Below are 26,603 nucleotides of genomic sequence, written 5' to 3' on the forward strand. Positions count from 1 at the left end.
GTTAAAAATTAAAAAATAAAGAATAAAGCATTTTAAAAATTCCTCAACCACCGCTGTACTCAAAATGGGCAAATTCCAGTGGGCTAGTCCTTCTTGAATCATTCTCTCAAAAACATAAGCTGGAAAAACTAAAATTGTACCTATTATAAACATTTTGATGATCAAATGTAGAGGTTCTAATTCATATTTATCCTTTAAATATATGAAACTAAGTAAAGCAATCCCTGGTGCAAATGCACCGCTAATCAGTGTAATCATAAAAAAACTCCTTTGATTCATTCTGATGTTATCGTATCATGTAATTAAATGTAACTTCAATAGTAACGGAGGGTAAATAATGTCAAAAGTGGTTATTATCACAACTGGCGGTACAATAGCAATGAGTGAGGACCTTAAAACAAAAACAGTAAAACCACTTGATCAAGATACACTCGATTTTTTTCTTCCGTTTTTAGAAGAATATGTGAATGTAGAAATGGAGCATTTTATGAATATTCCTAGTCCACACATGACACCAGAGAAAATGTATCAATTGGCTCTTCACACTAAAAAATATCTAGAGGATGACGAGGTACTGGGAATTGTCATCACTCATGGGACTGATACACTTGAGGAGACGGCTTATTTTCTAGACCTTTTGCTAACAAGTGATAAGCCAGTCGTTTTAACTGGTGCAATGAGAAGTAGCAATGAATTAGGGGCAGATGGGCCAGTTAATTTAGTAGGTGCGGTTCGTGTTGTAGCAGATCCCTCTTCGACTGGAAAAGGTGTTCTTGTTGTATTTAATGATGAAATTCACGCAGCTCGTTATGTAACCAAAACCCACACCAGCAACGTTGCAACATTTCAGTCCCCAGAAAATGGGCCGATTGGAACAGTGACAAAAAAGGGTATTCGTTTTTCACATGCCCCTTTACTAAGAGATAATTATGAGCTCTCTCCTCCAAATACAAAGATTGGATTGGTTAAAGCTGCAGCAGGAATGGACGATTTACTCATTAACACATTGATTGAACATGGGTATGAAGGAATCGTTATTGAAGGACTTGGACAGGGGAATTTACCTCCAGAAATGCTAGGGGGAATTAAAAAGGGGATCGAGAAAGGAATCCCAATCGTATTGGTTTCAAGATGTTTTAATGGTTTTGTAGATGCTGTTTATGGGTACGAAGGCGGAGGAAAACAATTAAAAGATTTAGGTTTAATCTTTTCTAATGGGTTAAACGGTCAAAAGGCTAGAATTAAATTAATGATAACAATCAACCTTTTTAAAAAGGATCCATCTATCAATTTACAACAATATTTTGATGTATAAAGCTCTCTAAGAATTTTTTTAGAGAGCTTTTATCTAACCTATAAAATCATCTATTATACCCAACCACGGAATCTAGAAGCTTCTGCCATTTTACGAACGCCAACCATATATGCGGCTAATCTCATATCTACTTTTCTAGAAACGGATGTATTATAAACATTGTTAAAGGATCTAACCATCACTTCTTCAAGCTTTTGCCAAACTTCTTCTTCTGTCCAATAATATCCTTGGTTGTTCTGTACCCATTCAAAGTAAGATACGGTTACTCCACCAGCACTTGCAAGAACATCTGGTACTAATAGGATATCTTTTTCAGTTAAAATTTTTGTTGCTTCAATCGTTGTTGGTCCATTTGCAGCTTCAACAACTATTTTCGCTTTGATTTTATTAGCGTTTACTGCTGTAATCTGATTCTCAATCGCAGCAGGGACTAAAATATCACATTCTAATTCTAACAATTCTTTATTTGTGATTGTGTTTTTAAAAAGCTTTGTTACTGTACCAAAAGAATCTCTTCGATCAAGAAGATAATCAATATCTAATCCATCTTCATTATGTAAAGCACCATAAGCATCTGAAATCCCAATGACTTTAGCACCAGCATCATACATAAATTTTGCTAAGTAACTACCGGCATTCCCAAAACCTTGAATCACCACTTTTGCGTCTTCAAGCTGGATTCCTTTTTTCCGAGCAGCCTCACGAATCATTAGAGCAACACCTTTTGCAGTAGCAGATTCACGCCCATGGGAACCACCTAATACTAACGGCTTACCTGTAATAAATCCTGGAGAATCGAACTCTCGAATTCGACTATATTCATCCATCATCCATGCCATAATTTGTGAATTTGTAAATACATCTGGTGCAGGAATATCTTTAGTTGGACCTACAACTTGGCTTATTGCACGAACATATCCTCGGCTTAAACGCTCTAACTCTCTAAAAGACATTTCACGGGGATCACATATAATTCCACCTTTACCTCCCCCATATGGCAAATCAACGATACCGGCTTTAAGGCTCATCCAAATAGAAAGCGCTTTCACTTCATCCTCAGTTACATCAGGATGAAAACGAACACCACCTTTTGTTGGTCCAACTGCATCATTGTGTTGTGCACGATAGCCTGTAAACACTTTAACCTCCCCGTTGTCCATTCGAATAGGAATGCGCACGGTTAACATACGTAATGGTTCTTTTAATAAGTCATACATGTTTTCTGGATAACCCAATTTTTCTAAAGCTTCTTTAATAACGATTTGGGTTGAAACAAGCAAATTTAAATTTTCCTGTTCTTGATCCATGATTTTACCACCTCGGAAAAACAAATATTAGAAATCATCATTAGAAATCATCTTGTCAGGTTAAGTATACACCCTTGTTTTTAGATTGAGAAGACATTTTATTCTAATCTGCATCTTTTAAAATTTCTGAAAATAATCCTATTGTTTTATTAAAGCTAAACTGTATTTTTCCAATTGAGCCATTACGATTCTTTTTTAATTCAATAGTGACAAGTGAATTTTCTTCTTTGTTATTTCCTTCTAAATGGATGTAACTATCAATAGAAGCCACTAATTCCGGGGGGAAATTTTCTTCTTTTCCTGTTGCTGACAGTAAAATAGGTACTCCCCATTGCCTAGACCAATGGTGTAAATTATAGGTTACATGCAGCTGCTGTTCATGGGCAGGCATTGAAAGCCCTTGTTTTAAATGAATCCTTTGAAGGTGGTCAAAGATTATAACAGGCTTTTTATGTAGCTGAAGTAAAATTTTGTTTAGAATGATCGCAATATCTTCTAAAGATGTATGAATATTTGCATCTAAGGTCCAAATGTTTTTAGCAAGGGTTGAATAGGTTTGATTTGCTAATTGAATATCTTGCACGGGAACTTGGCCTGAAAAAATTTGTTGGGTAGAACAACCAGTAAACCTCGACATGCTTCTAACCCATAATTCAAATGAGGTCATATCCCAAGAAATATAAAGCACAGGTACATTTGTTGCCATTTGGTCTGTTAATTGTTTTAAGAAGGTTGTTTTCCCAACAGAAACAGCACCACCAACCAAATACAAGCCTTCTTGTAGTCCCCCTACTAATAATTCATCTAAGGCCTTAAATCCAGTTTTAATTCCACTTAGTTTTTTATTGTATCGTTTGATATATTCTTCTTGAAATAGAACTAGATTTGAACTATCTGGAGCAATTGGTGATAACAAGCTTTCTTTCAATGTTTTATTAATTATATTTATAAATTCATCCGAAGGATTTTTCATTCGAATAAAGAAGTCATTTACATCTTTGAACCCTTTTGGCAGATGAATAATATACAACTCTTTTATAACTGATTCTAACCATTTTGCCACTCTGATCGTTTCTCTTCTACCAATTTCATCATTACCAAAACAAATAAAAACTCGCTTATTCTCCATTTTAGTTAGTAATTGATCATTTAATTGGCTGTTTATCATACAAATACTAGGTAATTTTGCTTGCTCTAAAGACAACACATCAAAAATAGAATTACACAGAATCACATCATCTACCTGTTTTAGAACCATTTCATTAAAAAATACATCCTCGACACCAATTAAAGATTTAAATTTTGGCTCTCTACCATCGATACTTCTCCCAATTAAATCGACGACATCCTGTTCCATCGTCTGCAAAGGAAAAATTATCCGATTGTGAAAATATCCGTTAAAACCTTTGTCATTGGGCTGAAATCCTATCATATCTTTTTCAAAACCAATTAAAAATTTCTCTATTATTTCTGATTGAATTCCTCTATCCTTTAAATAATCAAGTGCATCCTGAGTTAATTGGCCACGATAATATTGGACCATTTGAAGTAATTCTTTAGATGAGATGTTTCTTTGCATAATTTGATCAAACGTCATGGTTCTCTCCCTCCCCTTTTTCTCTCCTATTAAGTCTATTTTAGATTTATTTCTATCATGAGTACAATAAAAAAACTGCCCGTTTGGCAGTTTTTTTAAAATTTATAATATTTTAATTTAAGAGGTGCGAAGTTTATCCAATTCGGTGATTAATTTTTCATTTAATACCTTGATATACGTTCCTTTCATACCTAATGAACGGGATTCGATCACACCTGCACTTTCTAACTTTCTTAGAGCGTTTACGATGACTGAACGAGTGATTCCAACACGGTCAGCAATTTTACTTGCGACTAACAAACCTTCTTTTCCATCTAGCTCTTCAAAAATATGCTCTATCGCTTCAAGTTCACTATATGAAAGTGAGCCGATGGCCATCTGTACCACTGCTTTACTTCTTACTTCTTCTTCCATCGCTTCAGAACGTTCTCTAAGAATTTCCATTCCAACGACAGTGGCACCATATTCAGCTAAGATTAAGTCTTCGTCTCCAAATTGCTCACTTAGTCTTCCAAGAATAAGTGTTCCAATTCGGTCACCGCCACCGATGATTGGTACGAGGGTAGTATAACTATCCTTAAAAATATCCTTCATTTCAGCTGGAAAAGAAGATAGTGGGCTATCAATTCCAATGTTAGTGACAGTCTCATCCTGTTTCATCAATAAAGCATTATATTCTTCTGGAAATTGCCTTTGTTTAAGCATTTCAGAAATACGTTCATTTTCAATTTCTTGTGCAATAGCCAAACCTAGTAATTTACCTTTTCGGCTCACCACAAAAATATTTGCTTCAATCACATCACTTAGGATCTCAGCCATTTCATTAAAATTAACAGCATGACCAGCAGCTTTTTGTAATAATCGATTAATTCTTCTAGTTTTTGATAAAAGATCCATTGTATAATCCTCCTACAATATATACTGAGATAAATCTCGATTCTCTACAATCGTTGAAAGTTTTTCCCTCACATATTCTGGGGTAATAATGACTTTTTCTAAATGAATGTCTGGAGCCTCAAAGGATAGATCCTCTAGCAGCTTCTCCAAGATTGTATGTAAGCGTCTAGCCCCTATATTATCTGTGGTTTGGTTCACCTCTGCTGCTAATTTGGCTATTTCATAAATCGCCTCATTTGAAAATTCAATTTCAATTCCCTCAGTTTGAAGTAAGGAAACATATTGCTTAGTTAGGGCATTTTGGGGTTCTTTTAGTATCTGAACAAAATCTTCAATACTCAAATCTTGTAATTCAACTCGAATTGGAAACCTCCCTTGTAATTCAGGAATTAGATCAGAGGGCTTTGACATATGAAATGCACCTGCTGCAATAAATAAGATATAGTCAGTTTTAATCGCACCATATTTGGTCATCACTGTTGACCCTTCAACAATGGGCAAGATATCTCTTTGAACTCCTTCTCTTGAAACATCAGGTCCTCTTTCTTTTCCAGCAATTTTATCAATTTCATCAATAAATATAATACCGGATTGTTCTGCTCTCTCAATCGATTCTTGAATAACTTCATCCATATCGATCAATTTCTGTGCTTCTTCTTGAACAATAAACTTTCTAGCTTCTTTAATTGGCAATTTTCGTCTTTTGGTTTTTTTAGGGATTAAATTTCCTAATACATCTTGCATATTTAAACCCATTTGTTCTACACCAGAACCAGAAAAAATATCAAGCATTGAGGGTGAATTGTCCTCTACTTCGATCTCAATCACTTCATCTTCTAGTTGACCATTTAGGAGCTGAAAACGAATTTTTCTTCTTCTCTCATTGATATGATCTTCTTCAACTACATCCTCATGTGTTGGTTCTTGGGTTTGACCTCCAAATAACATCTCAAGTGGGTTTTTCATGTTTCTATTCTTCTTTTTCATCGGTACTAAAATTTCAACAATGCGATCGTTTGCCAATTCTTCTGCTTTATCCTTAACCTTTTCTGTCTTTTCATTCTTAACCATTCTGATTGAAGTTTCGATCAAATCCCTAACCATCGATTCTACATCTCGACCAACATACCCTACCTCAGTAAATTTTGTGGCCTCAATTTTAATAAAAGGAGCCCCAACTAACTTAGCTAATCTTCTTGCAATCTCTGTTTTTCCTACCCCAGTTGGTCCAATCATCAGAATATTTTTTGGAACGATTTCGTCCCGAATCGCTGTATCCAAAAGACTTCTTCGGTAACGATTTCTAAGTGCAATCGCAACGGCACGTTTTGCCTGTTTTTGACCTACAATATATTTATCTAATTCAGAAACAATTTCACGTGGGGTTAAGGATTTATGTCTTACCATCATGATTCCCCCCTTTATAGTTCTTCTATAATAATCTGATCATTTGTATAAACACAAATCTCTGCCGCAATCTTAAGAGCAGATTCGGCAATTTCTCTTGCAGATAATTGAGTTGCATGTCTTTTTAATGCCCGACCTGCTGATAATGCATACATTCCACCTGAACCAATGGCCAAAATACCATCATCAGGCTCAATCACCTCACCATTTCCAGAGACTAAAAGCAAATAGTCTTTATTCATCACGATGATCATTGCTTCAAGGCGACGTAGTATCTTATCCATTCTCCATTCTTTGGCTAATTCTACTGCTGCTCTTTGCAAATTACCATGATATTCTTCAAGCTTACCTTCAAACTTTTCAAATAGTGTAAAAGCATCTGCAACTGATCCTGCAAATCCAGCAATTACTTCACCGCGATATAGTTTTCGTACTTTTTTGGCAGAATGCTTCATCACCATACTATTACCAAAAGTGACTTGACCATCACCAGCCATGGCTGAATGGCCATTATGTTGAATGGCAAAAATAGTGGTTGCGTGAAAGGGTTCTGACATCCTTTCATCCTCCTTTATATCCTTTTTAAGGAATATATATTCAGAAAATTTACATTTAAATATGATTTCATTACTATGCTCTTGGATGAGTATTTTTATAAATATTTTGCAATCTTTCCTTAGTCACGTGGGTATAAATCTGTGTTGTTGAAATATTCACATGACCCAATAATTCCTGAACTGAACGCAAGTCTGCTCCTGCATTTAACAAGTGTGTTGCAAACGTATGACGTAATGTATGAGGACTGACCTTCTTGGAAAATGATAAGCCTCGAACATACTTATCAATCATTCGGCGGACACTTCGATCTGTAAGGCGTTCCCCATTTTTATTTAAAAAGAGGGCTCGTTCTATTTCAATAGGTTTCAATTTTGGTCTAGCATCTTCTATATAATGATGTAAGGATTGGATTGCAAATCTACCTAAGGGAACATATCTTTCCTTAGCCCCTTTTCCAAATACTAATGCTGTTCCATTCACCAAATCGATTGAGTTTAAGTCTAGACTAACTAATTCACTTACCCGAATACCACTAGCATACAGGACTTCAATTATAGCTCTATCCCTAATACCCAAAGGCTTTGTAAGGTTAGGAGCATCAATCAGTTCCTGTATTTCTTCAGGGTACATAAAATGAGGCAACTTCTTTTCAATCTTTGGTGTTGATACCATTTTAAAAGGATTTGTTTTAAGATAATTCTCTCTCATTAAAAATCGAAAAAAGTTCTTAAACTTGAAAGCTTTCTTGCTATTGATTTACGAGCATAATGTTTTTCATTTAGTAAGGCTAAATAATTTCTTACATCAAGATAAGTCACTTCTTGATAAGTATTTTTTCCTTTTGATGTCATAAATAAAGTGAAGGCCTGTATATCCTTTAAATAATTTTGTAATGTATGAGTAGATACATTTTTTTCAATTTGCAAATACCCTTGAAATTCTATTAAATATTGATCGATCTGATTCATTTTTTGTCCCCTCTTATGTAAAGGCAACATAATATTAACATAGTAATGTTAAAAATCACAAGCTAAATTGTGTACGTATTGTGAAAAATTCTGAATTGTCGTTAGTGCTCTTTGGGATAATTGTAAATTTCTTTCGTTTTTGTTTTTTATTTTCTGGTTTAAACTGGGTAATAGACCAAAATTAGCATTCATTGGTTGAAAGTGTTTGTGATCAGCTGTTGTAATATAGTGTGCCATACTACCTAATGCTGTTTCGTTTGGAAATATAACAGGCTCTTTTCCTTTAAATAGAAGTGCTGCATTGATTCCTGCTATCATGCCAGAGGCAGCAGATTCCACATAGCCTTCAACCCCCGTCATTTGACCCGCAAAAAATAATTGGTCATTTTCTTTAAATTGATACGTTGGTTTTAATACTTTAGGAGAATTAATAAAAGTATTTCGATGCATAACCCCATAACGAACGATTTCTGCATTTTCAAGTCCCGGAATCATTTGGATGATTCTTTTTTGTTCCCCCCATTTTAGATGGGTTTGAAAACCAACAATATTATATAAAGTTCCCTCCGCATTATCCTGTCTTAATTGAATAACAGCGAAAGGTTGCTTTCCTGTTTTAGGATCTATCAATCCGACTGGTTTCATAGGTCCAAAGAGAAGGGTTTGCCTTCCTCTTTTTACCATCACTTCTACAGGCATACACCCTTCAAAATAGATTTTCTTTTCAAAGCTTTTTCGTTCTGCAGTTTCTGCTTCAACTAATGCGTCATAAAATCGATTAAATTCCTCTTCAGTCATTGGACAATTGATATAGGCTGCTTCTCCTTTATCATATCTTGAAGCAATAAAGACCTTGTCAAAATCTATACTCTCTTTTTCAATGATCGGTGCCGCAGCATCATAAAAATAAAGATATTCTTCCCCTAACAGTTTAGAAATTTCTTTGGATAGGTTCTCAGAGGTTAAAGGGCCAGTCGCCACAATTGTAATTCCTTCAGGAATCTCTGTTACTTCTTCATGGATAACATCTATCAATGGATGATTTTTAATCGTTTGAGTAATCGTCTGCGAGAATAAGTTCCGATCAACTGCTAAGGCTCCTCCCGCTGGTACCGCATATTTATCAGCTGTTTCTATGATAATCGAATGAAATTTTCTCATTTCTTCTTTTAGAAGTCCAACAGCATTTGTCAAACTGTTTGAACGTAATGAGTTACTACATACTAACTCTGCAAATTGTGAGGTATGATGAGCAGGTGAGCTTTTCGTTGGACGCATTTCATATAATTTAACAGGTATTCCATATTTAGCAAGTTGCCATGCCGCTTCACTTCCAGCTAAACCTGCTCCGATCACATTCACATTATTCTGTTTCGTCATGTTGTGCCTCCATTATTGTACTTCTTCCTTATAATCACACTCAGTACACTGAATTTGTGTACCTTTTTTTGATCTTTTTTCCACCATTAAACCGCCACATTTGGGGCATGGTCTGGTAATCGGTTTATCAAAAGAGATAAAATCACAATTTGGGTAATGGTTACACCCATAGAACAATTTCTTTTTACCTTTTCTTTCGACAATTTCTCCACCACATTTTGGGCAACTAACATCAATGAGTTTTACAATCGGTTTAGTATTTCTACATTCTGGAAATCCTGAACATGCTAAGAATTTCCCAAATCTCCCCATTTTATAAACCATAAGGCGACCACATTTTTCACATATTTGGTCAGAGATCTCATCTTTGATTTCTACTTCTTTCATCTCTTCTTCAGCATGTTTTAATCTTTTTTCAAAATCCCTATAAAAGTTTTCCAATACATCTACCCATTTTAAGTTTCCATCTTCAATTTTATCCAGCTGATCTTCCATATGTGCGGTAAATTCTACATCAAGAATTTCCGGGAAGAACTTTTTCATTAGAATAATAACGAGCTCACCTAGTTCAGTGGGGACAAATTTTTTATCTTCTAGTTTAACATAGCCTCTTTTTTGAATGGTTTCTAATGTTGGTGCATACGTGCTAGGTCTACCAATCCCTAGTTCTTCCATAGTCTTAACCAACCGAGCTTCTGTGTATCTAGGAGGTGGTTGGGTGAAATGTTGTTCTGGGTCTATATTTTTTAGCGTAAGTTCTTGTTTTTCTTCCAACGGAGGTAAAAAACGTTCTTCATCTTTATTTCCATCATCATTTCCTTCTACGTACAGTTTAATAAACCCGGGAAATTTAATTTTGGAACCTGTTGCTCTAAATAAAGCATTTCTTTCTCCAATATTAATATCAACCATCATTGTGTCTAAGATCGCTGGTGCCATTTGACTTGAAACAAAACGCTCCCAAATCAGGCGGTACAACCTTAATTGATCTCTTGATAAAAATGCTTTTAATGAATCTGGTGTTTTGAAGACAGATGTTGGCCGAATGGCTTCATGAGCATCTTGAGCGTTTTTCCCCTTTTTTGCTGTTCGCGGATTTTTAGGTAAATATTTTTCTCCATATGTTTTTTTGATATATTGCTTTGCTTCTTCTTGTGCAACTTGGGATACCCTTGTTGAGTCCGTTCGCATATAGGTAATTAGACCTACTGTTCCTTCCTTTCCTAATTCGATCCCTTCATATAATTGTTGTGCAATAGACATTGTTTTAGAGGCACGGAAATTTAATTTTCGTGCTGCCTCTTGCTGTAATGAACTAGTAATAAATGGAAGTGCCGGGTTTCGGGTTCTTTCACTTTTTTTCACTTCCGAAATAATGACGGGATAACCTTCAATGCTTTCTAGTAACTGTTTCACTTCTTCATTTGAATGTAACTCTGTTTTTTTGCCATCATATCCAAAGAATTTTGCTTCAAAGTTTTCCCCATGAGTTTCTAATAACAAAGTAACAGACCAATATTCCTCAGCCACAAATTCTTTAATTTCTTTTTCACGATCATAGATCAATTTTACTGCAACAGATTGAACACGCCCTGCACTTAATCCCTTTTTTACTTTTTTCCATAAGAGTGGACTTATTTTGTATCCCACTAATCGATCTAATATTCTTCTCGCCTGTTGTGCATCTACGAGATCCTTATTTACTTTTCGCGGATGTTTAAAAGCTTCTTTAATTGCATCTTTTGTAATTTCATTAAATACAACACGGCATTTTTTATTTTCGTCTATATTTAACGCTCTTGCCAAATGCCAAGCGATTGCTTCCCCTTCTCGGTCAGGGTCAGCAGCTAAGTATACATTTTTCACTTTTTTTGTAGCATCTCTTAGGTTCTTTAAGACTTCACCTTTTCCTCTTATGGTTATATATTTGGGGGAGAATTGGTTTTCTATTTCAACACCTAATTGACTTTTTGGTAAATCAATGACATGACCCATGGATGCCTTTACAATATATTTCTTCCCTAAATATTTTCCGATGGTTTTTGCTTTAGCAGGTGATTCTACAATGACTAGAGAATCTGCCATATTTTTTTCCTCCCCTCTTACTCACCACATTTGCGTGTAACATTTCCTATTATTAAATAGTAAACTTCTTTTTGTCAAATTTTTCAGTATCAAAAGTTTAGTTTTTTCTCATATAAAAACCGCCGGGAAGTTGTTTAATTTTATCTTTTAATTGTAAAGAGAGTAGAATCTCATAAACTTCTGATAAAGTTAAAGATAATAAATCGATGATTTCATTGATATGTATTTGGGCGTGAATCATTGAATATATTTTTTCTTCTGATTCACTTAGTTGTACTTCAAGTTTTGAGTCTTTTCTAGAACTAAATTTTAAATAAGGGAACTCTTCAAGAATATCATTCACTTCTTGAATACATTTTGCTCCTTGTTTAATTAATGCATTTGTTCCAAAACTTTGCTTAGAAGTAATTGGGCCTGGAACAGCAAACACTTCTCTAGATTGTTCTAATGCATATTGAGCAGTAATTAAAGATCCACTTCTTAAAGAAGCTTCCACTACAATGGTTCCATAGGTCAAACCACTAATGATTCGATTTCTTTGTGGAAAAAAACCTGGATGTGGTTGTGTACCAGGAGGATATTCTGATACAATTAACCCTTTTTCTATGATCGCTTCGTAAATTTTTTTATTTTCTTTTGGATAAATCACATCTATACCATTTCCCAAAACTGCGATTGTTTTACCGTCAGACTTAAGTGCCCCTTCATGGGCAAAACGATCAATTCCTCTTGCCATTCCACTGGTAATCACCCAACCATATTCACTCAAATCTTTTGCTAATTGCTCGGCAACCATTCGACCATATGGAGTAGGATTTCTAGTTCCAACGATCGAGATAGATGGAGTTTGGAAAAGTCCTAGATCCCCTCTAGTAAATAAGACCCATGACGGTTGAGCAATTTCCTTTAACATTTCTGGGTACGCTTGGTCATGAAAAGTAATAACATCAATACCTAGTTTTCCCCATTCGTTTAATCGATCTAAAAAATCTAGAAGATCTCTTTCATTTAACTGATTCACAATCTTTTCAGCTACCTTAAAGTCTATTCCTGTTTTCATCGATAATTCTAATGGTTGAAAATCTAAAATTTCATTTAATGTGGTAAGATTAGCCAAAATTTTGTTTATTGTTCTAGAGCCTACTCCATTCAGACTATGAAGGTAGATCAATAATTCTCTATCATTTACCAAACCCACTATCCCCATTAAAATAACCCTTTCTATCCAAATATAATACGATATAATAAAGAGGCGTTTAAACGCCCCTAGGAATATTAGACTATTATTTTTTAGTAATACATTGTTGTAGTAGTCCTTTTTCTTCAAGAACTTGGATTAAAGTTGAACCAATATCAGAAGGGGTTGATGCGACTCGAACTCCTGCTTCTTCTAATTTAGCAACTTTTTCTTTCGCTGTACCTTTTCCTCCAGAAATAATGGCTCCTGCGTGCCCCATTCGTTTTCCAGGAGGAGCAGTTTGGCCACCGATAAAACCAACAACTGGTTTTTTCATATTCACTTTAATCCATTCTGCTGCTTCTTCTTCCGCTGTTCCACCAATTTCTCCAATCATAATCACAGCATACGTATATGGATCATCATTAAACATTTTTAAAACATCGATAAAATTCGTTCCATTGACTGGATCCCCACCAATACCTACAGCAGAAGATTGGCCAATTCCCTTTTGTGATAATTGATGAACAGCTTCATAAGTTAATGTTCCACTTCTCGAAACAATTCCAACATGGCCAGGAACATGAATATATCCAGGCATAATCCCAATTTTACACTCCCCAGGTGTTATCACACCGGGACAGTTAGGACCGACTAAACGTGTTTTTTTACCCTCCATGTAACGTTTTACTTTTACCATATCTAGCACAGGTATACCTTCTGTAATACATACAACTAGCTCTAATTCAGCATCAACAGCCTCCATAATTGCATCTGCTGCAAATGCAGGTGGAACATAGATAACTGAAGCGGTTGCTCTTGTTTTTTCAACAGCTTCTTTCACGGTATCAAATACTGGTAGTCCTAGGACTTCTGTACCACCTTTACCAGGTGTAACACCACCAACCATTTTAGTTCCATATTCTAAGGCTTGTTTGGTATGAAACATACCAGTTGCACCTGTTATACCTTGAGTAATTACTTTTGTATCTTTATTGATTAGTATACTCATCTTTTCCCCGCCTTCCTATTTAACTAATTCTACAATTTTCTTTGCACCGTCTGCCATTGAATCTGCTGCAACAATGTTTAAGCCGGAATCATTCAAAATTTGTTTTCCTAACTCAACATTTGTTCCCTCAAGGCGTACGACTAATGGGCGGTCAAGCTTTACTTCTTTAGCGGCAGTTACAATTCCATTCGCTATGATATCACATTTCATGATGCCACCAAAAATATTGACAAAGATTCCTTTGACTTTGGAATCAGAGAGTATGATTTTAAATGCTTCTTTTACATTCTCAGTAGTAGCACCACCACCTACATCAAGGAAATTCGCAGGCTCTCCACCATAATATTTGATAATATCCATCGTTGACATCGCTAATCCAGCACCATTAACCATACAACCAATGTTACCGTCTAACGCTATATAGTTTAAATCAAACTTAGAAGCTTCGATCTCTTTAGGATCTTCTTCATCTAAATCACGAAGTTCTTTTATTTCCGGGTGACGATACAAGGCATTCGAATCAAAATTAATTTTAGCATCTAATGCAACGACTTCACCTTCTTCAGTAACGACTAATGGATTGATCTCTGCGACAGAGGCATCCTTTTCAACAAATACTTGGTATAATCCCATCATAAACTTAACCGCTTTATTAACTAATGAACCAGGTATGTTGATCGCAAAAGCTAATTTGCGTGCTTGGAATGGCTGTAATCCAACGGCAGGGTCAATCACTTCTTTTATAATTTTTTCAGGGGTTTTTGCCGCAACTTCTTCGATTTCCATTCCCCCTTCTTCAGAGGCCATCATCACAACACGACTCGTTGCACGGTCAACAACGACACCAACATAATATTCTTTTTTAATTTTACTACCCTCTTCTATAAGTAAGCGCTTAACCTCTTTGCCCTGTGGGCCAGTTTGGTGTGTGACTAGGACTTTCCCAAGAATCTCTTTTGCATATTTGCGCACTTCATCTAAATTTTTTGCAATTTTTACACCACCTGCTTTTCCTCTACCTCCGGCATGAATTTGTGCTTTTACCACAACCACTTCTGTTCCTAATTCTTTCGCTGTTTTTACAGCTTCATCAACAGTAAAGGCAACTTTTCCTTTTGGAACAGCAACACCATGTTTCCTCAGTAATTCCTTCGCTTGATATTCGTGGATATTCATCCTATTCTCCATCCTCCTATAATCAGCTTCGATTTCCACATCTAGTTTTATTCTATAACTTTTAAATAAATCCTGCACAAAATTTTAATTAATTCAATTATTTAGACGATTTTCAACATGAAAAAACTACCACATATTAAGTAGTTGATTCATATTTATCAATGAGTTTGTCAATTAAGCTTGAACTTCATATACCATTACAGCAACATATTCTGTCATTCCTGTGGAGAGTGAATGACTCTGAAACTTAATATCAACAACATTTACTTCAGTTTGTTCCCTTAACCACATATTGATTAGCTCTTCTAAAATATCATTTTGATTTGCTTGTAGTATTTTTACTTGATACATATTCAATACTTCCTTTCTTTTTCTTCTATATTATATTTTACCGAATAAATAAGATTATGAAAGCTACACAAGTTTAAGAAGTGTTCAATCTCTCTTATCTAACACACGATAATTCAAAGCTTCAGCAAGATGAGCGATTTGAATCGTTTCGCTTTCCTCTAAATCAGCAATCGTTCTAGATATTTTTAAGATTCGATCTAAGGAACGGCCACTAAAACCAAATTGATCAAAAGAGCGTTGTAATAGAGATTCAGCTGCTGGTTCAAGCATACAATGTTCCTTAACCTGACTAGTTTTCATTTCACTATTAAATTGAATCTCCTGTTTTTGAAATCTTTTTTCCTGAATTTTTCTAGCCTTTTCAATTTTCTTTCGCATTTCTTTTGATGATTTTTCTTTCTTTTTATCTCGCAAGGTTTCTATATTCATCCAAGGTACTTCAATATGTATATCTATTCGATCTAGCAATGGACCAGATAATTTTGAGCGATATCTTTGTACTTCTATCGGGGTACATCGGCACTCATGGTTAGGAACATCTGTGCCATAATATCCACATTTGCAAGGGTTCATGGCCCCAACCAGCATCACTTGTGAAGGAAAGATATAGTTTGCTTTTGCACGACTAATTGTAACCTTTCCATCCTCTAATGGTTGTCTTAACGATTCAAGTATACTTCTTGGAAATTCAGGTAGCTCGTCAAGAAATAATATCCCACGGTGAGCTAAACTGATTTCACCAGGTTTAGGCGTTGTTCCACCACCAATCATCCCAGCTACTGAAATCGAATGGTGGGGTTGGCGAAACGGCCGCTTTTTTATCAGTGTTCCTCGCTCTTTTAGTTCACCAGCTACACTATATATTTTTGTCACTTCTAGTACTTCATCCCAGATCAATTCAGGTAATACAGAGGAAATACGTTTTGCAATCATGCTTTTACCAGAGCCAGGAGGTCCAATCATTAAAAGGTTGTGCATGCCAGCCACAGCCACTTCTATGGCTCGTTTTACTTGATAATGTCCCTTTACATCTGCAAAGTCTTCGACAAATTTTAACTGCTCATCCAATGTGATATGATCATTTATTTTTATGTTCCGATTTGTTTCATGTATTCTTTTTTCATTTGACAAAAAACTAATTACTTCATTTAGATGAGAAAATCCATAAACATCAATTTCTTGTACAAGATAAGCTTCTCTCAAATTTTCTTTAGGCACTATCAAAGTTTGAAAATGATTTTGTTTAGCTGCAATGGCCATTGGCAAGATACCATTAACCGGTTGGATGGAGCCATCCAATAAAAGTTCCCCAATAAAAAGAGTTTTTCCTAGTTCAATGGGTAGGGTACTTTCTGAGATTTGATCACTAGCTAAAAGTATTCCGATTGCCATTGGAAGATCAAATCCAGAACCTTCTTTTTTTAAGTCTGCAGGTGCTAAATTGACAGTAATTCTTTTCATTGGGAAAATATAGCCTATGTTCTTAATTGCTGCTCTTACGCGATCTTTTGATTCTCGAATGGAGGAATCAGGTAAACCAACGATTTGAAACTGAGGTAACCCGTTTGCCAAATCCACTTCTATTTCAACGGGATATCCATCAATTCCAACAATAGATGATCCCATTACTTTTGCATACATCGCAAACACTCCCTGACCTGTAATATCTGACTCTTATTAAATTTCTTTCAATTTCTCAAAATTCCTTTAATTTTTCATTAAAAAACGTCTAACCATATTGATTAGACGCTAATCTTCTTTACTTAGTCTATTTCTATAAACATTTGCTCAACTGGCTTTTTATTTTTAATCAGTTGATAACTTTCCATCCAATCTTGGACTTCATTCCATTGTTCTTTATTTTGCCATCCAAAGGGATGCCCTGAAATCTCCATCAACGGAAGCAAACGTTCCAAACTTTCAGTTTCCACTTGGGGATCTAATGGAGACTCCTTCTGCTGATGATCTAATAAGATTTGCAAACTATCCTCGGGATTTTTTTGAACTTCTTCCTGTCCTTTTTGCGCAGCTTTCCAAAATTTTTTCAAAAGATCTGGATTCCTTTTCCATTGCTCCTGACTTGTCACAAGTACTAATTCAGCATAATCTGGAACACCATAAGATGGAGGATAAAATTCTCGAACTTTAAACCCTTCTTTATTTAATAAAATTTCTTCATGGTTAAGATAACCGCCACTGATTGCATCAACCTTTTTCGTGCTTAATGCAGACATTAAATCCCAACCTACATCAACCATTTTAATCTTTTCAGGGTTCCCACCGCTATGTTTTATCATCGTTTTAACAAGAGCTTCATTCATTGGGATCGACGGATATCCAATCGTTTTCCCTTCCAAATCCTTGGGAGTTTTAATTTCACTATTTTCAGGTACTAATAAGACATTTAGTGGATGATTGACAACCGATGCAATGGATACGACGGGAATTCCTTTGTCATTGGCCGAAATCACCTCAGGTTGATAACTTAATGCGAGATCTACTTTTTCAGCAGCGACTAACCGCAGAGGATCATTTGTTTCAGCTGGCATAACAAACTCTACATCAATTCCTTCTTGATCAAAAAATCCTTTCTCTTTAGCCACATATAAAAACGAATGAACTGCATTCGGATACCAATCTAACATCACTTTTAATTTTGTTTTTTCAGTTTCATTATTATTTGGATTTGAACTACACCCAACAAAAGTAAAGATTAAAGCAAGAATAACAATTGGAACGATATATTTTATTTTTTTATTCATTATTTTCTTCCTTTCTACCTAAAATACTTTTTAAAAAATAAATTCTGAATAAGCTGTACAGTTCCATGAAGAAACAAGCCTAATAAAGCTAGCAAAATAACAGAAGCAAAAGCAGAATCAGCTTGTAAATTGGAGGTCATCCTTCTACTATAAAACCCTAACCCTTGATCGCTACCTAACCATTCTCCAAGTGTTGCCCCTATTACACTAAAAACTGCAGCCATTTTTACACCTGCTATGATAAATGGCATGGCAGAAGGAATTTCGACTTTCCAAAAAATTTGGCCTTTTGTCGCCCCATAAGATTGAAGAAGAGCAATGATTTCCCCATCTACCGATTTAAGGCCTTGAAATACATTCATAGTAACTGGAAAAAAACTAATTAAAAAAATAACAAAAACTTTTGCCCATATACCATAACCTAACCACATGATAATAATAGGAGAAAGTACAATAATCGGAATTGTCTGAGATATAATTATCCATGGATATATGGTTGTTTCTACATTTACAGAAATATGCATCATCCAAGCGATCACAAAACCTATTACAATTGAAATGATTAACCCGATCATACTTTCTAACAATGTTAAAGGTAGATGAGTAAATAATAAGATTTCTTTTTCTTCCCAGAAAGAATGAATAATATCTAAAGGTGTAGGTAAGATATACGACGGAATCGTAACAACTTTGGGAAGAAGTTGCCATATTATAATACCTAAAATAAAAAGGTAAATCGCTTTATTATAGGTTTTTATCCAATAAATCAATCTAAATCAACTCTCTTGGAATGACATCATTTGCTTTGCCATCATTTCATTTTTCATTAACAACGAAATCACTAAATAAGCTAGAATTGAACCGCTAATGGTACTAACAAGGAATGAAGGGACAAAAAAGAATACGGCTACAGATTTTCCTAAAAAGAAGTAGGCAATTGGAACGGAGGCTATTGCTCCAAGAAAACCAGTACCTATGACTTCACCGAATGCTGCCCAGAAAAGTTTTTTTGTTTTTCGATATAACCAACCTGCAATAAAAGCACCAATCATTCCACCAGGGAAGGCTAATATCGTACCTACTCCTAATATGTTTCGTAATAAACCTATTAAAAAAGCTACGGTTATCCCGCCAACAGGGCCTAAGACGACAGCAGAAATCACATTGATCGCATGTTGCATCGGGTATGCTTTGGCAATCCCAGCCGGGAACCAAATTAAAGTAGAAGTAATCGTTCCAATCGCAACAAGCATCGCCATTAAAGTCAATTGTTTGACTCCCCACTTCATAATTTCGCCCCCCATCGTTCTACTAATTCTTTTGCGCTTTGGTAAGGATTGTTGGAGCGGGTGATTGCAGAAACCACAGCTATACTATTCGCTCCATTTTCTTTACACTCAGGAATATTCTCTTTTTGAATTCCACCAATTGCCACTATAGGTAGGGTTACTGACTGCCTGATCATCTTTAAGCCATCTATTCCAAGCCATTTTGCATCTTCTTTTGTTACCGTAGGGTAGATCGAGCCTACCCCGATATAATCAGCACCTTGTTTTTCTGCCTCTATTGCTTCTTTTACAGATCCTGCCGAAATACCAATTTTAAATGTAGGAGGCACTAATTTTTTTCCTTCTTCGATTGGAATGTCATCTTGGCCAAGATGAACACCATCAGCTTCTAGAATTTGGGCTAAGTCAAGACGATCATTAACAAAAAATAGTGCATGATATTCTAATGTCAATTTTCGAATTTCTTGTCCAAATTGGATAATTTCACGCATGTTACCCTTTTTTTCTCTTAACTGAATGGTTTTTACTCCTGCAGATAAAGCTTGTTTCACTACTTCTATTGGAGGATGAATCGTACAATCTTTGCGCCCTATCACTAAGTAAACAGCTAATTGATCAATCCAATTCATCATTTTTTCACCCATTCAATCTTTGCCATCGTGTCTATATCTGAAATTGGTAATTGATATAGTTCATCCATTAAATAAGCAGCAAAGGTTCCTGGACCTTGAGTTTTGGCTGCAGCTTTTTCAGCAGCGATTTCATAATACGTCAATGCCGCAACTGATGCGATAAAGGCATCTTCTTCTACTGCGATCGTCGCCCCTATAATCGCAGTTGCTAAACAACCTGTCCCAGTAACGGTAGATAATAAAGGGTGCCCATTCGCAATCACTGCTGTCCGTTCTCCATCAGTTACAATGTCTTTCTCACCCGTAATTACTGCAACAGTTTGGTATTTCTCTACTACTTTTTTAGCCACCTCAAAGCGGTCTCCACCTTCTCCAACAGAATCAACCCCTTTAATCTGCCATGGTATACCAGCCAATTGAGCCATCTCTGCAGCATTTCCTCTAATTACTGCGGGCTTAAAAGTATCCATCATCCGTTTCACTACTTCTGTACGGTACGTTGTTGCACCGACACCAACGGGATCTAGAATGATGGGGACACCTACACGATTCGCCTCTTTTCCTGCTTTTTCCATCGCTGTAACCATCTCTGGTGTAATCGTCCCCATGTTAATTACAAGCCCATTAGCAACTCTCACCATTTCCTCCACTTCCTCCACAGCATTTGCCATAATCGGGGAAGCTCCATAGGCAATGGTTCCATTTGCTGTAAAGTTTGTGACAACTAAATTGGTTAAATGATGAATCAGTGGTTTTTTCTCTTTTACTTTTAAAACTACTTGTTTCACTTGATTTAGTTCCATGCTTCCAACCCCTTTTCTTCTAAATATTTCCAATGGTTGGTTGGACCATGACCTGATCCAATGTTTAATTCATCAGCGCCAAGGATGGCCATTTGAATGAATTCTTTGGCGTTTTTAATCGCCTTTTGTAATTCTTTTCCTTTAGCCAATTCTGCTGCAATGGCGGAAGAGTAAGTACAACCTGTTCCATGAGTATTTTTTGTATTGATTCTTTTCCCAGGAAAAGTAATCCAATGTTTACCATCATATAATATATCAACTGCTTCCTCTACTAAATGACCCCCTTTGACTAATACAGCTTGAGGTCCTAATTCTATTAATATTTCTGCCGCTTTTTTCATATCCTCTACTGTTTTTATCGTTAGTTTGGTTAATACTTCTGCTTCAGGAATATTAGGGGTAATTACCGTGGCAAGTGAAAACAATTCTTTTTTGATCTCCTCTTTTGCATCATCAGCTAATAAAGGACTTCCTCCTTTTGCAACCATCACTGGATCTAATACGATAGGGATATCTTTGTATTGTTTTAGTTGTTCTGTAACTACTTTGACAATTTCTTTAGAAGACAACATTCCAATTTTAATAGCGTCTGTTCCTATATCGGATAGAACCGCTTCGATTTGCTGATCTATGACGTTAGTTGGAATATCATGAATCGCAAAAACACCTTGAGTATTTTGTGCAGTTACGGATGTAATCACACTTGTTCCATAAACCCCTAGCAAAGTAAACGTTTTTAAATCCGCTTGAATTCCAGCTCCCCCTCCGCTGTCAGAACCAGCAATGGTTAGCGCCCGACTTCGTTTCATGATTTAGCCTCCTTTTTTTTAAAATCAATAATAGTGACCCTGTTATTTTGAACTTTTCTTTACATGAAAAAAGCCCCTGCTTTAGCAGAGGCAAAATTTAAAAAGCTATGTAACATTCCTAAAATTCCCTCCGCAGGCATTACCCTGATCAGGTTTAAGGGTCAGGTGCTATTAAGCCCTTTCTCAGCCCCTTTATAGGAGCTCCCCCTCAAATATTTAATTATTCTTATTATAGTCCTATAAATGGAAAACAACAAGATAAAAAGTTTATTCATTTTTGCTGTCGAAAAAAATAGAAATACAATTCTTTTTGCGATGTCCTGGGAAATGAATAGATTCTATTGAATTACATTTTTATGATGTCGTAATTGGTATACCCCTTCGTGTTGATCTATGGTTACCACATCAAAACGGATCGGGATTTCCCACCATTGTTTATACCGTAAAAAAGCATTTGCCATTTTCACCATTTGTTGTTGCTTCTTTTCATTGATTGACTCTATACTAGTGCCATATTTATGACTTCTTTTTGTTCTCACTTCAATAAAGACGAGTGTCTCACGATCCTTCATCACGAGATCAATCTCTCCAAGTCGATTTTGCCAATTCCCCGTAATGAAATGATATCCTTGCTTTATTAAATATTCTTTTGCCTTTTGCTCTCCCCATTTTCCTAAGTTTTTACGTTGATCAACCATTTTTAAGATTTCCTGCTTTTTGTTCTGCTTGGTATACGAAAGCAAAAATTTCCGCAATCATGGGGTAAAGGGATGGGGGAATTTGTTCATGTATCTCTAGCTGATAAAGGATTGATGTCAGGGCTTGATCTTCAACTATTTTTACATCATGTTTTTGCGCTTGTTCAATGATCTGGTCAGCGATATATCCCGAACCCTTAGCAATGACGTGAGGGGCATTGAAATGGGAAGGCTCGTATTTTAAAGCAATGGCTTTTTTTATTTGTTTTTTCATATTTTGATATCCACTCCCTTATGAGTAAAGGATGAGAAAGGATAGTCGACCTTAGCTTCTCCTTTTGTAAATGGTTGAACGGTTATTCCAGAAGTTTGATAACCTTGTTCTTTGATAAAAGCTAAAAAGTTAGGTTCTAATTCTCTAACCAGTTCCTTAATCAAGGGATAATCATTTTGAATTTGAACAAAGATTTGTTTTTGTAAAATATGCAGATGAACCACTAATTCACCTAGATGATTTAGGCCAAAAAGAAATGCAAAATGAACATCCTTAGGATTGATTGCTCTACCTTCTTCTTTTTTTGAATGCACTTGGATAAAAACAGGATTGGTTGAAAAGGGCACAAAACTAGGAAATTGAAGTATAAACTGCGAAAATATTCCTTGGTCTGGTGTAATCAGCAATTGTTGACCTAATATGTGGTCTACTATTTTTTCAAGTCGAGACACCAATTCTTCTGGTAAATGATTCTTGTGACTTAAAAGCTGGGTAATGACCTCTTTAAGTGTATTCTCATTTTCATTGATTAAAAAGTCTGTCCGATCCGTCATATTCAGTTGAAATTGTTCAATATATTTAACCATCCGATCTAAAAAATGTTCTGGTTGAAATGGTATTTGCTGTTGAATTTGATTTTGATTTTGATGGATTAATGTTTGTGCATTACTAAGGAATTCATCTATCCGTTGATGTAGATTTTGGATTTTTGTGGTTATTTCTTTTGAAATAGGAACGTTTTTATGTTGGTTGGACGAAAGCCATGTTTCTGCTAAACGGCTTAAATCAAGTAATTTGGTGACAAAACCTTCTCCAAACAAAAATTCATGGGCTGAACGTATATAATTTGCTGTTACGGGTAGATCCTTGGAAATCAACCATTTTACAGCTTGTAATACATCCGTATCTTCATTTTGTTTCATCATTTTAAGTATCTTAGAAATCTCATCAAAAATTCCTTTTTCAATAGGAAGCTGATTATCTAACAGTTTTAGAAGAAGCCCACGATTCTCAGGTGAATTTTTGATATTTAACAATTGTAATAACTCTTCTGAAGAAGTGATGGGTTTGCTAGAAGGTGTCGGATCTGTCAATACTTTTAATTTTATTTCGTTTCCTATTGACATCACTCGAAAAAAGGCTTGTTGACCTTTGGTTAATTGTACTTCCATTCTAGCAAGCATTTTTGTCCCCTGAATCTGAACAATCGCTTGTGTTTCATTTAATATGTTTATCACTTGCCCACGTAAAATTTGCCCAACCTTCAACTGAAAAAGTTGACCTTTCCCTCGGTCAATCATTTGGTAAATATGTTCTAATCGTGGAATCATAGGAATCATATTTCTCTAACCTTCCATTTTTGTAAAATCCATTTCAAACTCAAATAATGTTTCTTGAAGAAGATTTCCTAAAAATGATTGTCTATGTAATGGACTTGGCCCATGAAGTCGAATCATTTCCCTATGTAATTTGGTTGCATATCCTTTATGTTGCTTTATCCCATAAAGAGGGTAAAGTTGATCCCATTCTTCACACATTCGATCTCTTGTTACTTTTGCAATAATTGAAGCTGCAGCGATGGACTGACTAACCGTATCACCTTTGATAATCGACCTTTGTGGAATCGTAAGATCTACCTTTTCTGCATCAATTAACAAAACCTGTGGGGAGATATTCATGATTAATACCGCCTGCTTCATCGCAAGACGTGCTGCTTGTTTAATGTTAATTTGATCAATTGTCTTAGCATCCACCTTCCCCACGCCGATTGCTATGGCTTGTTTCGTAATTTGATCAAAAAGTTCCTCTCGCTTTTTTGGTGTTAATTTTTTAGAATCATCGATCCCTTTAATTTCAAGATTTGGTGGCAATATGACACTAGCAGCCACTACATCACCAAATAAACATCCTCTACCAACCTCATCGATCCCAGCAATAAGCTGGATTCCTTGAGACCATAAGACTTTCTCATGTTCTAACATGGTTTCTCCTTCCGCTACATTTGCTCATAAATGTAAAAACGTGCAATAGCACGTTTTTATTGTAACATAGATTAATCAAGTTGATAGGGTTTTTCTAAGCAAAAAGGGCCTAATTTACCAGATCTTAATTCACGAACAATGATTTCTGATGCTTTATCAAAGTCAATCTGTCCACCTGAAACAAGGCAACCTCTTTTACGACCGATTTGCTCAATGATTTCCACAGGATGTGTTGCTATCTCCGTTAATTTGTAACGTTCTTTTAATCGCTCTGGATAATGTTCCTTAAAAAATTTGACAATAAAGATAGCAATATCATCAAAATGAAGAATTTGATCTTTGATTGCTCCAGTTGCAGCCAAACGGTATCCTACCTCTTGATCTTCAAATTTAGGCCACAAAATTCCAGGTGTATCAAGTAATTCAAGGGATTGTCCTACTTTGATCCATTGCTGCCCTTTGGTTACACCGGGACGATCACCGGTCACAGCAATACTTTTACCAGCTAATCGATTAATTAAAGAAGATTTTCCTACATTTGGAATTCCAAGAATCATCGCCCTTAATGCCCGTGGTTTAACCCCTTTTTTCATTAAAGCTTCTCTTTTTTCAACCATTAACGCTTCAGCTTCTTTTATGATGTTTTGAAGCCCTTTTCCACTTATTGAGTTAATAGGAATTGCCGTTAATCCTTGATCATGGAAATACTGAATCCATTCCTTTACTATAGATTGATCAGCTAAGTCACTCTTGTTTAACAGAACAAGTCTTGGTTTCTGATTAACGATTTCATCAATCATGGGGTTGCGACTGGAAAGAGGAATTCTCGCATCTAATAATTCAATCACAATATCAATTAGACTCAGCTTTTCTGTAATTTGTCTCCTGGCTTTAGCCATATGACCAGGAAACCATTGAATTATCATGTAATTACTCACCTACTTTATTTACTCGTCAACCATTTTATTTCGGATATAGGCCAAAATGCAAATGCAGCTTTTCCCACGACTTGATCAAACTTAATGGTACCAATCATTCGACTATCTTTACTATTTCGGCGATTATCCCCCATTACAAACAGGTGGCCTTCTTCTACCTTAACTGGCCCAAAATCGTCTGTAAGTGTTAATCCTTGAACTGCTAATTGCTTTCTTTCTTCATTTAAATAGGGCTCTTCTACTTTTTGTCCATTAATGTATAGTTGATCATTTTTCACCTCTACTACTTCCCCAGGTAAAGCAATAACCCGCTTGATATAATCTTGTTCTTCACTATAACGAAACACGATAATATCACCACGCTTTGGTTGTCCAAAACGATATTGAAGCTCATTCACAATTAATCGTTCTCCATTTTCCAAAGTCGGCATCATCGAAGTGCCATCAACAATAAAAGGGGCAAATAGAAATGTTCGAATAAGATAAGCAAGGATGATAGCAATCGCAATCGCTTTTGCCCATTCTTTTAATTCTTTATTTATCGAGCTGCTCATTGAAAGTTCCTCCCTAAAGAAAATCTAATTCCATAACTTTCTGATTTGACTCAGTGGCCAAATAGCAAGATCCGCCCTCCCTATTACCTTGTTAAGAGAAATAGGGCCTATTATTCGGCTATCAGTGCTATTTCCTCGATTATCTCCTACCACAAAGATCATCCCATCAGGTACTGTAACAGGAGGAAAGTCTTCAGTAATGATTTTACCCGAATAACGATCTAAATATGGCTCTTGTGTGGGTTGATCGTTGATATATAATTGTTGATTTCTAAATTCTACTTTATCCCCTGGTTCGCCGATCACCCTTTTAATATAGTCTTCCTTTTCAGAGGCATGGAAGATAACGATATCGCCCCGTTTTGGAGCATGTATTTTGTATATGATTTTATTCATGATTAATCTCTCATTGTTTTGCAAAGTTGGTTCCATTGAAGGTCCACTCACAACAACAACTGCAAACAAGAAAGTATGTATCAGAAATGCCAAAATGACGGCGATGGTTAATGACTTTGCCCATTCAAATAGTTCTTTTAGTATCTTTGTTTCCATACAGGTTTCCCCTTATTCTCTCTCATGATAAATGCTGAAAATGGCAAAGAAAGGGGCTTGTATATGACAAGATCCCCTTT

At 35.8% G+C, this 26,603-nt stretch carries 26 protein-coding genes, 2 pseudogenes and 1 riboswitch; of the genes and pseudogenes, 1 reads left to right on the top strand and 27 read right to left on the bottom strand.

Annotated features, from left to right (window positions below; genetic code table 11):
- Positions 1–258: pseudogene (locus U473_RS14750) on the bottom strand (PrsW family glutamic-type intramembrane protease); the annotation flags it as partial.
- Positions 259–337: 79 nt separating this feature from the next.
- Here U473_RS14750 and U473_RS06165 point away from each other — a divergent pair.
- A complete protein-coding gene (locus tag U473_RS06165; RefSeq protein WP_068724430.1) occupies positions 338–1,315 on the top strand; it encodes an asparaginase in 978 nt (325 codons plus the stop codon).
- 53 nt (positions 1,316–1,368) lie between these two features.
- On the opposite strand, the gene U473_RS06170 is transcribed toward U473_RS06165, so the two are convergent.
- The 26 genes and pseudogenes from U473_RS06170 to lepB (U473_RS06290) all read right to left on the bottom strand — a co-directional run bounded on the left by U473_RS06170 (position 1,369) and on the right by lepB (U473_RS06290) (position 26,523).
- A complete protein-coding gene (locus U473_RS06170; protein ID WP_068724433.1) occupies positions 1,369–2,622 on the bottom strand; it encodes a Glu/Leu/Phe/Val family dehydrogenase in 1,254 nt (417 codons plus the stop codon).
- A 103-nt stretch (positions 2,623–2,725) separates the two neighbouring features.
- Positions 2,726–4,219 carry a DnaB-like helicase C-terminal domain-containing protein gene (locus tag U473_RS06175; RefSeq protein ID WP_068724435.1) on the bottom strand — a complete coding sequence of 498 codons (1,494 nt, stop codon included), beginning with the start codon at positions 4,217–4,219 and terminating at the stop codon, positions 2,726–2,728.
- Between the two features lie 117 nt (positions 4,220–4,336).
- A complete protein-coding gene (gene codY / locus U473_RS06180) occupies positions 4,337–5,116 on the bottom strand; it encodes a GTP-sensing pleiotropic transcriptional regulator CodY (RefSeq protein WP_068724437.1) in 780 nt (259 codons plus the stop codon).
- Between the two features lie 12 nt (positions 5,117–5,128).
- Positions 5,129–6,523 carry an ATP-dependent protease ATPase subunit HslU gene (gene hslU / locus U473_RS06185; protein ID WP_068724439.1) on the bottom strand — a complete coding sequence of 465 codons (1,395 nt, stop codon included), beginning with the start codon at positions 6,521–6,523 and terminating at the stop codon, positions 5,129–5,131.
- A 14-nt stretch (positions 6,524–6,537) separates the two neighbouring features.
- Positions 6,538–7,080: an ATP-dependent protease subunit HslV gene (gene hslV / locus U473_RS06190; protein ID WP_068724441.1), complete on the bottom strand. Its 543-nt coding sequence runs from the start codon at positions 7,078–7,080 to the stop codon at positions 6,538–6,540.
- A 73-nt stretch (positions 7,081–7,153) separates the two neighbouring features.
- Positions 7,154–8,049, bottom strand: a pseudogene (gene xerC, locus U473_RS15485) (tyrosine recombinase XerC).
- 48 nt (positions 8,050–8,097) lie between these two features.
- Positions 8,098–9,429 carry an FADH(2)-oxidizing methylenetetrahydrofolate--tRNA-(uracil(54)-C(5))-methyltransferase TrmFO gene (gene trmFO / locus U473_RS06200; RefSeq protein ID WP_068724443.1) on the bottom strand — a complete coding sequence of 444 codons (1,332 nt, stop codon included), beginning with the start codon at positions 9,427–9,429 and terminating at the stop codon, positions 8,098–8,100.
- A gap of 12 nt (positions 9,430–9,441) precedes the next feature.
- Positions 9,442–11,514: a type I DNA topoisomerase gene (gene topA, locus U473_RS06205; protein WP_068724444.1), complete on the bottom strand. Its 2,073-nt coding sequence runs from the start codon at positions 11,512–11,514 to the stop codon at positions 9,442–9,444.
- 97 nt (positions 11,515–11,611) lie between these two features.
- Positions 11,612–12,721 (bottom strand): DNA-processing protein DprA, encoded by a 1,110-nt coding sequence (gene dprA, locus U473_RS06210; protein WP_068724446.1) that lies wholly within the window; start codon positions 12,719–12,721, stop codon positions 11,612–11,614.
- A 76-nt stretch (positions 12,722–12,797) separates the two neighbouring features.
- Positions 12,798–13,703 carry a succinate--CoA ligase subunit alpha gene (sucD, locus tag U473_RS06215; protein WP_068724448.1) on the bottom strand — a complete coding sequence of 302 codons (906 nt, stop codon included), beginning with the start codon at positions 13,701–13,703 and terminating at the stop codon, positions 12,798–12,800.
- Between the two features lie 15 nt (positions 13,704–13,718).
- Positions 13,719–14,879 carry an ADP-forming succinate--CoA ligase subunit beta gene (sucC, locus tag U473_RS06220; protein ID WP_068724450.1) on the bottom strand — a complete coding sequence of 387 codons (1,161 nt, stop codon included), beginning with the start codon at positions 14,877–14,879 and terminating at the stop codon, positions 13,719–13,721.
- A gap of 174 nt (positions 14,880–15,053) precedes the next feature.
- Positions 15,054–15,236 carry a hypothetical protein gene (locus U473_RS14550; RefSeq protein ID WP_153012014.1) on the bottom strand — a complete coding sequence of 61 codons (183 nt, stop codon included), beginning with the start codon at positions 15,234–15,236 and terminating at the stop codon, positions 15,054–15,056.
- 78 nt (positions 15,237–15,314) lie between these two features.
- The gene (locus U473_RS06225) at positions 15,315–16,871 is read right to left on the bottom strand and encodes a YifB family Mg chelatase-like AAA ATPase (RefSeq protein ID WP_068724452.1); all 1,557 of its coding nucleotides are present in this window, start codon (positions 16,869–16,871) and stop codon (positions 15,315–15,317) included.
- A gap of 122 nt (positions 16,872–16,993) precedes the next feature.
- Entirely contained in the window at positions 16,994–17,992 is a 999-nt protein-coding gene (locus tag U473_RS06230; protein WP_068724454.1) for an ABC transporter substrate-binding protein, read from the bottom strand.
- Between the two features lie 14 nt (positions 17,993–18,006).
- Entirely contained in the window at positions 18,007–18,762 is a 756-nt protein-coding gene (locus U473_RS06235; RefSeq protein ID WP_082732398.1) for an ABC transporter permease, read from the bottom strand.
- A 6-nt stretch (positions 18,763–18,768) separates the two neighbouring features.
- Positions 18,769–19,281 carry an energy coupling factor transporter S component ThiW gene (thiW, locus tag U473_RS06240; RefSeq protein WP_068724456.1) on the bottom strand — a complete coding sequence of 171 codons (513 nt, stop codon included), beginning with the start codon at positions 19,279–19,281 and terminating at the stop codon, positions 18,769–18,771.
- Positions 19,278–19,910, bottom strand: a complete 633-nt coding sequence (gene thiE / locus U473_RS06245) for a thiamine phosphate synthase (RefSeq protein WP_068724458.1) — start codon at positions 19,908–19,910, stop codon at positions 19,278–19,280. The genes thiW and thiE overlap by 4 nt, the downstream gene beginning before the upstream one ends.
- A complete protein-coding gene (thiM, locus tag U473_RS06250; RefSeq protein ID WP_068724460.1) occupies positions 19,910–20,716 on the bottom strand; it encodes a hydroxyethylthiazole kinase in 807 nt (268 codons plus the stop codon). Before thiM ends, thiE begins: the two co-directional genes overlap by 1 nt.
- Positions 20,707–21,525, bottom strand: coding sequence for a bifunctional hydroxymethylpyrimidine kinase/phosphomethylpyrimidine kinase (gene thiD / locus U473_RS06255; RefSeq protein ID WP_068724463.1), 819 nt, complete (start codon positions 21,523–21,525; stop codon positions 20,707–20,709). The genes thiM and thiD overlap by 10 nt, the downstream gene beginning before the upstream one ends.
- Positions 21,526–21,632: 107 nt before the next feature.
- A riboswitch (TPP riboswitch) is annotated at positions 21,633–21,743 on the bottom strand.
- A 120-nt stretch (positions 21,744–21,863) separates the two neighbouring features.
- Positions 21,864–22,223 carry a YraN family protein gene (locus U473_RS06260; RefSeq protein ID WP_068724465.1) on the bottom strand — a complete coding sequence of 120 codons (360 nt, stop codon included), beginning with the start codon at positions 22,221–22,223 and terminating at the stop codon, positions 21,864–21,866.
- Complete coding sequence (locus U473_RS06265) at positions 22,216–22,497, bottom strand: EscU/YscU/HrcU family type III secretion system export apparatus switch protein (RefSeq protein ID WP_068724467.1); 282 nt, start codon at positions 22,495–22,497, stop codon at positions 22,216–22,218. Before U473_RS06265 ends, U473_RS06260 begins: the two co-directional genes overlap by 8 nt.
- Positions 22,494–23,837, bottom strand: a complete 1,344-nt coding sequence (locus U473_RS06270) for a hypothetical protein (RefSeq protein ID WP_068724470.1) — start codon at positions 23,835–23,837, stop codon at positions 22,494–22,496. Before U473_RS06270 ends, U473_RS06265 begins: the two co-directional genes overlap by 4 nt.
- Before the next feature lie 6 nt (positions 23,838–23,843).
- Positions 23,844–24,479 carry a ribonuclease HII gene (locus U473_RS06275; RefSeq protein WP_068724472.1) on the bottom strand — a complete coding sequence of 212 codons (636 nt, stop codon included), beginning with the start codon at positions 24,477–24,479 and terminating at the stop codon, positions 23,844–23,846.
- Between the two features lie 71 nt (positions 24,480–24,550).
- Entirely contained in the window at positions 24,551–25,405 is an 855-nt protein-coding gene (gene ylqF, locus U473_RS06280; RefSeq protein ID WP_068724474.1) for a ribosome biogenesis GTPase YlqF, read from the bottom strand.
- A gap of 17 nt (positions 25,406–25,422) precedes the next feature.
- Complete coding sequence (lepB, locus tag U473_RS06285) at positions 25,423–25,971, bottom strand: signal peptidase I (protein ID WP_068724476.1); 549 nt, start codon at positions 25,969–25,971, stop codon at positions 25,423–25,425.
- A 24-nt stretch (positions 25,972–25,995) separates the two neighbouring features.
- The gene (gene lepB / locus U473_RS06290) at positions 25,996–26,523 is read right to left on the bottom strand and encodes a signal peptidase I (protein WP_068724478.1); all 528 of its coding nucleotides are present in this window, start codon (positions 26,521–26,523) and stop codon (positions 25,996–25,998) included.
- Positions 26,524–26,603: the final 80 nt, after the last annotated feature.

Source organism: Tepidibacillus decaturensis (genome assembly GCF_001561915.1).
GTDB lineage: Bacteria > Bacillota > Bacilli > Tepidibacillales > Tepidibacillaceae > Tepidibacillus_B > Tepidibacillus_B infernus.